Consider the following 11,166-nt stretch of genomic DNA (forward strand, 5'->3'; position numbering starts at 1 on the left):
ACCCCGGCGGCGGGCGCCGGTCGGCTCGGCCGGAACGCGCCCGTAGGGGTGTCCTGTCGACCGGACCGGGCCGGTCGACGGGACAGCCCCTGACGCCCGTTCGGGATCCGGACGCGGGAGCGGGCGGCGGCCGGGCGCAGGTTCACCGATTCAGGTGACGGTGGTGAAGGCGAAACGTCCCTGCCCGGACCGGCACGGCCACGCTCGAAGGGACACACGGAGCCACCCTGTGGAGCGCCCGATGCAGCTGATCCCCCGTCACGACCCTTATCTCGTCGTCCGCTCGACCGGCGGCGTCACCGTCGCCGCGCTCCGCGGCGAGCTCGACCTCGTCCTGGTGCGGCACCTGCGGCCCGAGCTCGACGCCCTGGTGCGGGAGTCCGACGCCCTGACCGTCGACGTCCGGTGCCTCACCTTCTGCGATGCCACCGGGCTCGGCCTCCTCGCCCACTGCGCCGGGGGCGCGCACCGGCGCGGCGCCCGCTGGCGGCTCCTCTGCGACCAGCCCTGGATCCTGCGACTCATCCGCCTCACCGGGCTCGGCGACCTCCTCCGCCCGGAGTCCACCCCGCCGGGCGGCCTCGCGGCCCAGCCCTACGCGGTGTTCCCGCCGCTTCCGGTCCAGCCGCCCGAGGCCCCCGTGGAGCCCCGCCCCTCCGACCCGGGCGTCACGAGACCCGTCTCGTAGGCGGCGATCACCGCCTGGGCCCGGTCACGCAGCCGCAGCTTCGACAGGATGCGGGCCACGTGCGTCTTCACCGTCGCCTCGCTCAACCGGAAGCGCGCCGCCAGCTCGGCGTTGCTGTGACCTCGGGCCAGGGCTTCGAGCACCTCCAGCTCGCGCGGGGTCAGCGTGGCCAGCTCCCGGTGCGGGGCCGCGGCCCGCGCGCCGGCGCCGGACACGGCGAAGCGCTCCACCAGGCGGCGCGTGATCGCCGGCGCGAGCAGGGCGTCCCCGGAGCGGACCAGACGGACCGCCGCGGTCAGGTGCTCCGGCGTGACGTCCTTGAGCAGGAAGCCGCTCGCTCCCGCGGCGAGCGCCGCGTACACGTAGCGGTCGAGGTCATAGGTGGTCAGGACGACGATCCTGGGCGGCGTCCCGCCGGCCGCGAGGATCCGCCGGGTCGCCTCCAGGCCGTCCGTGCCCGGCATCCGGATGTCCATGAGGACCACGTCCGGCCGGGTCCGGCGGACCGCGTCCACCGCCTCGTCGCCGTCCGCCGCCTCCGCGACCACCTCGATCCCGTCGGCGGCGAGGATCATCCGGAATCCTGTCCGCACCAGGGCCTGGTCGTCGACGATCACCACGCGCGGAGCGTCGGTCACGGTGCCTCCCACGGAATGACCGCACGGACCCGGAAACCGCCGTGCGGGCGCCTTTCGGCCCGCAGCGTACCGCCGTACACGGCGAGACGTTCCCGCAGGCCGAGCAGTCCGTGACCACCGCCGGAAGCCGGCTCCGCCGCCCGCCGTCGCCGCCCGCCGCTGTCGGAGACCTCGATCCGCAGCCGGTCCGCCCCGTACTCCACGGCCACCGACACCCGCGCGCCCCTCGCGTGCTTCACCACGTTCGTCAGCGCCTCCTGCACCACCCGGTACGCGGCGAGGTCCACACCGGACGGCAGCGGCACCGGTTCGCCCCGCACCGCCACCTCCACCGGCACCCCGGAGGCGCGCACCCGGTCCGTCAGCTCCGCCAGGCGGTCGAGGCCCGGCTGCGGCGCCAGGTCCACGTCCGCCGCCGGATCGGGACCGTCCGCCGCCATCGTCAGCAGGCCCATCACGTGCCGCAGTTCCGTCAGGGCCGTCCGTCCGGCCGCCTCCACCGCCAGCATCGCCTCACGGGCCTGGTCGGGAGAGCGGGCCAGGACCGTCCGCGCGGCACCGGCCTGGATGGTCATCACGCTCACGTTGTGCGTGACGACGTCGTGCAGCTCGCGGGCGATCCGGGCCCGCTCGGCCTCCAGCGCCCTGCGCAACTCCTCCTCGCGCTCCGCCCGCAGGTCCCGCTCCCGCTGCCGCCACAGATGGACCCCGTGCGAGGCGAGGGCCACCGGCAGCAGGACGAGGGCGGGCACCAGGCCGCTGTCCACGTGGGGGACCAGCGGGAACTCGGCGTACAGCAGCACACCGGCTGCCAGGGAACCCACCACCGCCTTCCGGTGCGGGCCGTACATCGCCGCGCTGTACGCGGCGACGAGACCGGACACGAACGTGACCCTCGTCGCGTCGTCGGCGGTGTCGCCCAGGTGCAGCAGCACGGCCGCACCCGTCACCACCCAGTAGACGGTGAGCGGGAACCGGCGGCGCAGCACCAGCGGCAGCGCGGTCAGCGCCGCCGCCGCCAGCTCCCACGGCTCCACCGGCGGCAGCAGGTGCTCCACGGCGGGCACGGGACGCGGCAGCGCGGGTCCCACCGTCGGCTGCGGGGGCAGGGGCAGCTGCCCCGGCACCCGGACGGTGCTCCCCACCAGATCCGGCCGCAGCTCCACGTACGTGCGGTTCAGATCGCCCACGACCGTCGCCACCGCGAGCGCCACCGCGAGCAGCCCGTCGGCGGCCCACGCCCACCGGGACAGCGGGGGCAGCGCGCCGAGGACCCGGGGCCCGCGCAGCCGATCGACGAATGCCTTGTACCTGCTCACCGGTGCAGTGTGCCAAGCGAGGGCCGGGCGGCGGATCGGCCCCGGGGACCAGGGCACCCTCCCGCGGGCGTACATCGCGCGGATGACGCGACCGCCGCTCCGCCGGAGACGGTACGGAACCTGGCCACCACGGCCGACGCGCACACGGGGCGGTCCTCCCTAGCGTCGTAGTCGCCGGGCGAGCGTCCGGCCGGCCCTCCGCGGCGGACCCACCACCGTCCCGGCCGGTGCGGTGCGCACCCGGCGGACCGACGGCCGTCCCGGCGGCGCGGCGCGAGCGCGCGGCGGACCGACGACACCACGAGACCCCGGAGGGCGCCCGCCCATGACCGCTTCAGAGCCTTTGATCGAACTCGGCGAGGTCGGCAGGACGTACGACGACGGACGGGCCGCGCTCGCGGGCCTGAACCTGCGGGTCCGGCGCGGCGAGGCGCTCGCCGTCCTCGGCCCGTCCGGCAGCGGCAAGTCGACCCTGCTCAACCTCCTGGCCGGACTCGACCGCCCGAGCAGCGGAAGCGTCACCGTGGACGGGCTCCGCGTCGACCGGCTGACGGAGGCCGCCTCCGCCAGGTACCGGCGGCGCACCATCGGCATGGTCTTCCAGTTCTTCCACCTCCTAGACGACCTCACCGTCACCGACAACGTGCTCCTCCCCGCCCAACTGGCCGGAACGCCACGGGCCGAGGCGGCGGCGCGGGCGGCCGAGCTGCTCGGACAGCTCGGCGTCGCCCGGCACGCCAAGACCCTTCCGGGCCGGCTGTCCGGCGGGGAGCGCCAGCGCGTCGCCGTCGCCCGGGCGCTGATGAACCGGCCGCCGCTGCTGCTCGCCGACGAGCCGACGGGCGCCCTCGACACCGCGTCCGGCGCGGACGTCCGTGACCTCCTGCGCGAGTTGAACGCCGCCGGGCAGACCGTCGTCCTCGTCACCCACGACCTCGCGCTGGCCGAGGCGTGCGCGACCCGCACGATCGAACTCGTCGACGGCCGCCTCGCCCGGGACGTCCCGGCGGTGACCCGATGAGCGGCGCCCCGGTCCGCAGCACCGGCGGGGCCCTCGGCCGGGTCGTCAGGGCCGGTGTGGGGCGACGGCGGACCCAGACCGCCGTGACGGTGCTGACGACACTCCTCTCGGTCGCCGCGGCCGTCCTCGCGGTGGGCCTCCTCGTCGCCTCCTCGGCGCCCTTCGACCGGGCGTTCGCCCGCCAGCGCGGGGCGCACCTGACCGTGCAGTTCGACGGCGCGGGCGTCACCGCCGACCGCGTGGCCGCCACGGCACACGTGCCCGGTGTGGCCGCCGCGGCGGGCCCCTTCGGCGTGGTCGCCGTACGGCTGCGGTCGGAGGCGGCGGTACCGCCCGGGTTCGAGCCGCCACCCCTGACGGTGGTCGGCCGGGCCTCCGCCGACGCGCCGGTGGACGCGGTGGAGCTGACCGAGGGCCGGTGGGCACGGGCGACCGGTGAGGTCGTCCTGGAGGCCGGTTCCGCCCCGCCGGGCACGGGGCCCGGCGCTCGGCTGACGGCGGGGAACGTCGTCCTCACCGTCGTCGGCATCGCCGAGACGGCGGGTGGGAGCGCCGACGCCTGGGTCGTCCCCGAACAGCTCGCGCCCCTCGCCGGAACGCGGCGCCCCGCGCTCGGCATGCTGTACCGGCTCACCGAGGCCGACACCCGCGCGGACGTCGCGGCGGGACGAGCGGCGATCGAGGCCGCGGCCCCGACGGGCGCCGTCGCCGGCGCCCGGTCGTACCTCGACGTCCGCGAGGCCGCGCGGGCGGACACCGCGGCCTTCGTCCCCTTCGTGTCCGCCTTCGCCCTCCTCGGTCTCGCGCTGTCGGTCCTGGTCATCGGCATCGTGGTGAGCGGCGCCGTGAGCGCCGCCACCCGCCGGATCGGCATCCTCAAGTCCCTCGGTTTCACCCCGCTCCAGATCGGCCGGGCCTACGTGGCCCAGGCCCTGGTTCCGGCCTCCGCGGGCGCCGCCCTGGGCGTCGCCGCCGGCAACGCGCTCGCCGTGCCCCTGATGGCCGAGGTCGCGGAGACGTACGGCACCGCGGCCGTGCTCGTCCCCCTCTGGGTGAGCCTCCTGGTGCCGGCCGGCGTCCTCCTGGTCGTGGCCGTCACCGCCTTCGGTCCCGCGCTGCGCGCGGCCCGGCTGCCGACGGCGGCGGTGCTCCGCCTCGCTCCGGCCACCGGCCGCGCCCGGGGCGGCCGGCTCCGCGGCACGCTCGGCCGGCTGCCGCTGCCCCGCCCGGTCACGCTGGGGCTCGCCGCGCCGTTCGCCCGGCCGGGGCGCTCGGCGACCACGGCCGCGGCGGTGGCGTTCGGAGCGCTCGCGGTCACCTTCGCGGTGGGGCTCGGCAGCACGCTGGTCGCCGTCAAGGCCGACGGGGACCCGGACCGGGGCGGCGACGTCACCGTGCGCACCCTGGCCGGACCCGGCGAAGGGCCGGATGGCACCGGGCCGGGCGAGCCCGCGGACCCGGCGGCCGTGGCGGCGGTGACGGCCGCGCTGCTGGGCACCGGGTCCGTGTACCGGACCGCCCGCACCCAGGTCGGCGTGGCCGGGCTGAAGGGCGGAGCGCCGCTGGTCGCGTACGAGGGGGACACCACGGGCAGCCGCCACACCATGGTCTCGGGCCGCTGGTTCGGCCCCGTCGGCGAGGCCGTCGCGCCGACGCGCTTCCTGCGCGCGACGGGCGTCCGGGTGGGCGATTCCGTGGGGCTCTCCGAGGAGGGACGCACGGTCCGGGTCCGGATCGTCGGCGAGGTCTTCGACCTGGGCGACGACGGCATGACCCTGCGGACGGCCACCGCCTCGGTCGCCGCGCTGCACCCCCGCTACCTGCCGGGCGACTTCGCGGTGACGGTCGCCGCCGGCACGGATCCGGCGGCGTACGCGAAGCGGCTGGACGACGCCGTGGCGCCGCTCGGCGCGGAGGCCGCCGTGACCGACGGGAGCAAGTCGAGCGTCATCCGCGCGATGCAGGCTCTGATCGTCATGCTGACGGTGATGCTGGTGGTCGTCGCCTGCCTCGGCGTGCTCGACACCGTCGTCCTCGACACCCGCGACCGGGTCCGCGACCTGGGCGTCTGCAAGGCACTCGGGATGAGTCCGGGTCAGACGGTCGCGCAGGTCCTCACCTCCGTCGGCGGCATCGGACTGGTCGCGGGCGTGGTCGGCGTCCCGCTCGGTGTCGGTCTGCACCGCTGGGTCATGCCAGCGATGGGCCGCGCCGTGGGCACCACCATCCCGCCCGCCGACATCGACGTGTACGGCACGCCCCTGCTGGTGCTCCTGGTGGCGGCGGGGGTCCTGATCGCGGCGGCCGGCGCGCTGCTCCCGGCCGGGTGGGCGGCCCGCACGAGCACCTCGCGGGCCCTGCGCGCGGAATGACCGACGACCGGGTGGGGCGTGGCGGGGTCCGAACCGGGGGTGTGGCGGGTGGCCGCCTCACCAGGGACTTCGGCCGGATCGCGCGGTACGGTCGCGGCATGTCTGAAGTCCGGTTGACCACGCCCTCCTTCCTCGTGCTCGGCATCATCGACAAGCTGGGCGAGGCCAGCCCGTACGACGTGAAGGTCGAGGCGGCGCGGACCGTGGCGCCGTTCTGGTCGATGCCGCACGCTCAGGTCTACGCCCAGTGCGACCGGCTCCTGGAGGCGGGGCTGCTGTCGGAGGTCCGGCAGACGGGCGGCCGGAACCGGCGCCTGATGCGGCTGACGGACGAGGGGGCGGCGGCTCTGCGCGGCTGGCTCGCCGACCCGGCCTTCGTGCCGGTCGAGGCCCGCGAACGGGGCATCCTCAAGCTGTGGTTCGGCGCCAGTCCGCGGGTCCACGCGCCGGTCCAGATCGAGGAGCACCGCAGGACCCTCGACGGGTACGAGGAACTGGCCGGGGACGTCGGTGAGTTGCTGACCCGTGGTCAGCGCGAGGCGCTGGAGTTCGGCATCCGCTATGAGCGGATGATGGTCGATTTCTGGCAGTGGGTCGAGAGCCGCGAGCCCTGATTTCGTTACCGACCGGTTGACCTCGTCGGGGCCCCGCCCTACCTTCCTCCATAGTCCAGACAGGACTATGGAGGGGGGCCGCCATGGGGCGTCCGACAAGCACGAGACGGGGCCGGGCCGCCACCGTCGCGGTGACGGTGGTCTGCCTGGCGTACGCGCCGATCGCCATGACCGAACTCTGGCCGTACGCGAGTCCCGGGGCCCCGGCCCTCGGCGAGTGGATCCTCGGCCGGTCGGTCTCCCCGGAGTTCGTGGCCGAGGCCGTGCGCGACCGGCTCGAACCGTACGGACGCAGCCTGCTCCCGCTGATCGTGCACTCGGTCCTCGGCGGCCTGCTCATGCTGCTCGGACCGGTGCAGCTGCTCTCGGCCGTGCGCCGCCGCGTCCGGCTCCACCGCGTCACCGGCACCGTGTTCGCTGTCACGGTGTACGTGTCGATGGCCGGCGCCGCGCTCTACCTCGTCCGCACCCCGCCGGAACAGGCCTTCAGCGGCGCCGCGTTCTGGATCGTCCTCGCCACCATCCTCGTCGGCACGGTCGGCAGCGTGACCTTCGGCGTCCTCGCCGCAGTCCGCGGCTTCCCCGACCTGCACCAGCGCTGGATGCTCCTCTGCTACGGCTTCCTCATGACCGCCCCGCTGCTCCGGCTCGAATGGGGCTTCCTGCCCTCCCTCTACCCCGGCCTCGGCATCCTCGACATCAACCGCGTCGCGATCATGCACCTCGGCTCCCTCGTCGCCTTCGGCGCCCTGCTCGCCTCCCGCGCCCTCGACCGGCGCGACACCGTCCCCGGCCTGACCGGCACCTGGTGCCCCGCGCCGGTCCGGGTCGCGGCACACGTGGCGGGCGCGGCGGGCCTCGCCTGGATCACCGCGGCCTTCCTCGACGGAGGGACCGCGGGACGGCGACTGCTCATCGCCTACCTCGTCCCGTACGCCGTGACGTACGCCGTCATCGCCGTACGCGCGCTACGGGCCGGCGCCCGGGGCGCCGAGTGGGCGCGCGAGGAGTGGCGGCTGCACCTCGTCGCCCTCTGCCTGGCCCCCGCGTTCTCGGCCGTGACCGTGCCCGTACTGGAACGGTCCATGGACCTCGGCCGGCCCACGGCACTGCTCGCGGGCGTCGGCATCGGAGGCGGCATGCTCGCCTACGCCGCCGTCACCGTGGTCAGCCTGCGCGTCCTGTACGCCCGGGAACTCGTCAGGCGGCGGGCGGAGTTCGCCGACCTGCCGACCCGCCCGGCCCAGGGCCTCGCGCCGGCCCCCGCCCCCGTGACGGAAGGGCGCCAGGCATGAGCGACGCCGCGGAACGGAGGCCGGCAGAGGGCTCGGACATGCCGGAGGGGCGGGAACTCTCGCCCGCCGTCGTGGTCCTGAGCGGTGTCGTCGGCGGGATCAGCCTCGCCGTCGGCGGTCTGCTGGCCGTGACGGGCCTGCTCGGCTACCGGGCGGGTGCCTGGGTGTCGCCGGAGGCACTGAGCCCGGGGCTCGTCGGCGCGGCGATGCTGGGCGTGGCGCCCGCGTTGTTCACGATCGGCCGGGCACGCGTCTGGGAAGAGGTGCGGAGCCTCGCACTGCCGCTCGTGACCGTCCTCGTCGGCCTGTTCGCCGTCAGCCTCCTGAACGCCGGCAGCCTCCAGGCCTTCCACGGCGGCCCCCTCTTCCTCGCCCTGTTCAGCCTCGGCTGGGTCGCCACCCTCGGCGTCCTCGCCCTCGCCGCCGTCGGCTGCCTCGCCGCGCAGTACCGCAGACCGGTCAGGGTCCTGCGCCCCGCCGGGTCCGGCGACGGCGACGGGCCCGCGGAGCACGGCGCCGACGGCGCCCCGCGCCGTCCGGTCGCGCCGCTGCCCGGCTGGTCCAAGCCCCCGCTCGCGGTCCTCGGATCGGGCTGGCTCGGCATCGGGGCCGGGCTGCTCGCCTTCCCCGGCTTCTGGGGCCCGCTGGTCCCCTGGACGGTGAACCGCGCCGACGCGCAGGGCCTCGGCGTCTGGGCGCTGTCCCTCGGCGTCGGCGTCCTCGCCTCCCTCGCCGAGGACGACCTCACCCGCACCCGTCCCGCCCTCCGGGCGGTCCCCGCCGTCGCCCTCGCCGCCACCGTCCTGCTCGTCGTGCGCGCCGATTCCGTCGACTGGTCCTCGGGCCCCGGAGCCTCCCTGGTGGTCCTGGTCACCGGCCTGTTCGCGACCGGAGTCGCGGGCCGGTGGCTCCTCTCCCGGGCCGCCCGCCGGAGCACGCCGGGCGACTGACGCGAGCCGCCCCGCGCCCCGGCTCGCGCCGGCGCGCGGGGCCGGGCCCCCGGTGGAATTTCCGTCGCGGGGCGGGCTCGCGGGCGTGATGATGGCGGGATGACTCAGCTCGCGCAGCCGGTGGACGCCCTGATCGTCGTGGACGTGCAGTCGGCGTTCGTCACCGGGGACGGGGCCGTGCCCGCGGCCACCCGGCTCGTCGACCGCACGACGGATCTGATCGCCCGGGCCCGCCGCGGAGGGGCGCTCGTCGTCCACCTCCAGAACGACGGCCCGCCCGGGTCCGAGGACGAACCCCACACGCCGGGCTGGGAGCTCCACCACCCGGTCGAGCCCGGCCCCCGCGAGGTGGTGATCCGCAAGCCCCGCGACGACGGCTTCCACGGGACCCCGCTCGGCGGCGTCCTCGCCGAAGCCGGGGTGCGGGCGCTCGCCGTCTGCGGCGTGATGTCGGAGATGTGCGTCCAGGCGACGGCCCGTACGGCCCTGGAGCGCGGCTACCGGGTCGTCGTGCCGCACGACGCGCACGCCACCCAGGACTGCCCGGCCGTGCCGGGAGTCAGCGAGCTGGTCCCGGCGGCGACCGTCTCCCGCGTCGCCGCCTACGCCCTCGGGAGCGACGCGGAGGTCACCGTGCCCGCCGCCGCGGTCACCTTCACCGCGCCCGCGGGCGACTGAGCGGGGCGGTCCCGACGGACCCCGGGGGGCGACCCCGACGGGCCCCGGGGGGCGGTCCTGAGAGACCCCGGGGGCGACCCTGACAGACCCGGGGCGTCTCGCCGGTCAGACCGAGCTGAGCGAGCGCCAGACGCGGTCCGGCAGGACGCGCGCCGCCTCGGCGAGATCGACGTCGTACGTGCTGGAGAGCCAGCGGCGGGCGGTCTCCGCCGCCGGCCCGATGACCAGTGCCTCGATCACCGGCCCGGGGGTCGGGGCGATCTCGCCCGCCTCCACGAGCGGGCGGACCCACGCCCCGATCGCCGAGAGCAGCGGCTCCTTGGCCGCCCGGATGCGGTCGGCGTGGGCGACGAGGTAGCCCGAGTACGCGGAGGCGTGGATGAACAGGGCCGCGTCCGGGTGCTCCTCGGTGAACCGGAGGTACGTCGTGATCACCGCGCGCACCCCGGTGCGGCCGGTCCTGGTCCGGGTCAGGGCGGCGACGACCTCGCCGCACAACTGCTCCATGCACCGGATGTACAGGGCCGCGGCGAGGCCGTCGAAGCTGCCGAAGTGGTGGTAGAGACTGCCGAGGCTGACGCCGCTGGCCGCCGACACCGCGTTCACCGTGAAGCCCTGCTGGCCGGAGTCCGCGTACACCCGCAGAGCCGTCGTCAGCAGGCGCTCGACCGTGGCCTCGCCACGCTGCTGCTTGGGGGACATGCCGGACACCCTAATGCAGCGGTGACTCCCCGTGATGGGACGCGGATTCCAGTAACGGCCGGATGTTCGCCGGGCGACGCGGAATCAGCCGCGGAAGCCCTCCGGCCGCTCGGGCGAAGCCTCCGCGAGAGCCTTCGTCACCGCGTCCACGCCCTCGCGGAGCCCGTACACCGGGGTGTCCGGCTGCTGGCGCCAGGAGTCGTCGATGCCGCCCGCGTCCACGGTGTCGAAACCGAGCTCGTCGATCAGGCGGCGGACCCGCTCCTTCGCCGCCGGGTCGTCCCCGGCCACCGGCAGGGCCAGCCGCCCCGGGTCGCCAGCCGGGAGCGGCCGCTCCAGGATGTCCTGCGCGTAGGTGCCGTTGAACGCCTTGACCACCGGGTGGCCGATCTGCCGCTCCGTCCAGCGGCTCTCCGTCAGCCCCTCGTCCTCGATGGCGTCGATGCGGCCGTCGCGCTCCCTCGGGTAGTAGTTGCCGGTGTCGATGACGACGAAGCCGTCCGCGGCGCCGTCGAAGAGACCGGACGGCAGGTCGGGGACGTTCTTCAGCGGGACGGTCACGACCACGACCTCGGCGCCCCGGGCGGCCTCGGCGGCCACGACCGGCGTGGCGCCCGTCTCCTCGGCGAGCGCGCCGAGGCTCTCGGGGCCACGGGAGTTGGCCACGGAGACGTCGTGCCCGAGGGCGGTGAGACGGCGGGTGAGGTTGCCGCCGATGTTGCCGGCGCCGATGATGCCGATCTTCATGGTGCTTCCTTCTGCTCCGGCCGGTCGTCCTGGCGTGCCGCCAGGCACCGGCTTCCGTCGACGTACGTTCCGTCAACCCGCCGCCCCACCGCCTCATTCCCGTCGGGCGCCGCCGATCCGCCGGCGTCCTCCCGGACGAAGC

General features: G+C 75.8%; 11 protein-coding genes. 7 read left to right on the forward strand and 4 right to left on the reverse strand.

Translation table 11 applies throughout. The features are described from left to right. Positions 1-241: 241 nt before the first annotated feature. Entirely contained in the window at positions 242-688 is a 447-nt protein-coding gene (locus AC067A_RS04005; protein ID WP_478614131.1) for an STAS domain-containing protein, read from the forward strand. Here the strand turns inward: AC067A_RS04005 and AC067A_RS04010 are convergent. Together AC067A_RS04010 and AC067A_RS04015 are read right to left on the reverse strand one after the other, a co-directional pair. After that, the gene (locus AC067A_RS04010) at positions 595-1,326 is read right to left on the reverse strand and encodes a response regulator (protein ID WP_478614134.1); all 732 of its coding nucleotides are present in this window, start codon (positions 1,324-1,326) and stop codon (positions 595-597) included. The genes AC067A_RS04005 and AC067A_RS04010 overlap by 94 nt on opposite strands. Beyond that, positions 1,323-2,645 carry a sensor histidine kinase gene (locus AC067A_RS04015; RefSeq protein ID WP_478614137.1) on the reverse strand — a complete coding sequence of 441 codons (1,323 nt, stop codon included), beginning with the start codon at positions 2,643-2,645 and terminating at the stop codon, positions 1,323-1,325. Before AC067A_RS04015 ends, AC067A_RS04010 begins: the two co-directional genes overlap by 4 nt. Before the next feature lie 325 nt (positions 2,646-2,970). Here AC067A_RS04015 and AC067A_RS04020 point away from each other — a divergent pair, with 325 nt between their 5' ends. The 6 genes from AC067A_RS04020 (at position 2,971) to AC067A_RS04045 (ending at position 9,575) form a co-directional block, all read left to right on the forward strand. Then, positions 2,971-3,666: an ABC transporter ATP-binding protein gene (locus tag AC067A_RS04020; protein WP_478614140.1), complete on the forward strand. Its 696-nt coding sequence runs from the start codon at positions 2,971-2,973 to the stop codon at positions 3,664-3,666. Then, positions 3,663-6,038, forward strand: a complete 2,376-nt coding sequence (locus AC067A_RS04025; protein ID WP_478614142.1) for an ABC transporter permease — start codon at positions 3,663-3,665, stop codon at positions 6,036-6,038. The genes AC067A_RS04020 and AC067A_RS04025 overlap by 4 nt, the downstream gene beginning before the upstream one ends. A gap of 98 nt (positions 6,039-6,136) precedes the next feature. Further along, positions 6,137-6,652: a PadR family transcriptional regulator gene (locus AC067A_RS04030; protein ID WP_478614145.1), complete on the forward strand. Its 516-nt coding sequence runs from the start codon at positions 6,137-6,139 to the stop codon at positions 6,650-6,652. Between the two features lie 83 nt (positions 6,653-6,735). Next, the gene (locus AC067A_RS04035) at positions 6,736-7,947 is read left to right on the forward strand and encodes a DUF2306 domain-containing protein (RefSeq protein ID WP_478614148.1); all 1,212 of its coding nucleotides are present in this window, start codon (positions 6,736-6,738) and stop codon (positions 7,945-7,947) included. Then, complete coding sequence (locus AC067A_RS04040) at positions 7,944-8,897, forward strand: hypothetical protein (RefSeq protein ID WP_478614151.1); 954 nt, start codon at positions 7,944-7,946, stop codon at positions 8,895-8,897. Before AC067A_RS04035 ends, AC067A_RS04040 begins: the two co-directional genes overlap by 4 nt. A 99-nt stretch (positions 8,898-8,996) precedes the next feature. After that, a complete protein-coding gene (locus AC067A_RS04045) occupies positions 8,997-9,575 on the forward strand; it encodes an isochorismatase family protein (RefSeq protein ID WP_478614153.1) in 579 nt (192 codons plus the stop codon). Between the two features lie 105 nt (positions 9,576-9,680). Here the strand turns inward: AC067A_RS04045 and AC067A_RS04050 are convergent, their stop codons facing one another. Together AC067A_RS04050 and AC067A_RS04055 are read right to left on the reverse strand one after the other, a co-directional pair. Further along, positions 9,681-10,277, reverse strand: a complete 597-nt coding sequence (locus tag AC067A_RS04050) for a TetR/AcrR family transcriptional regulator (protein WP_478614156.1) — start codon at positions 10,275-10,277, stop codon at positions 9,681-9,683. A gap of 84 nt (positions 10,278-10,361) precedes the next feature. Then, complete coding sequence (locus tag AC067A_RS04055) at positions 10,362-11,072, reverse strand: NADPH-dependent F420 reductase (RefSeq protein ID WP_478614157.1); 711 nt, start codon at positions 11,070-11,072, stop codon at positions 10,362-10,364. Positions 11,073-11,166 lie beyond the last annotated feature (94 nt).

Source organism: Streptomyces sp. NPDC043176, assembly GCF_056436715.1.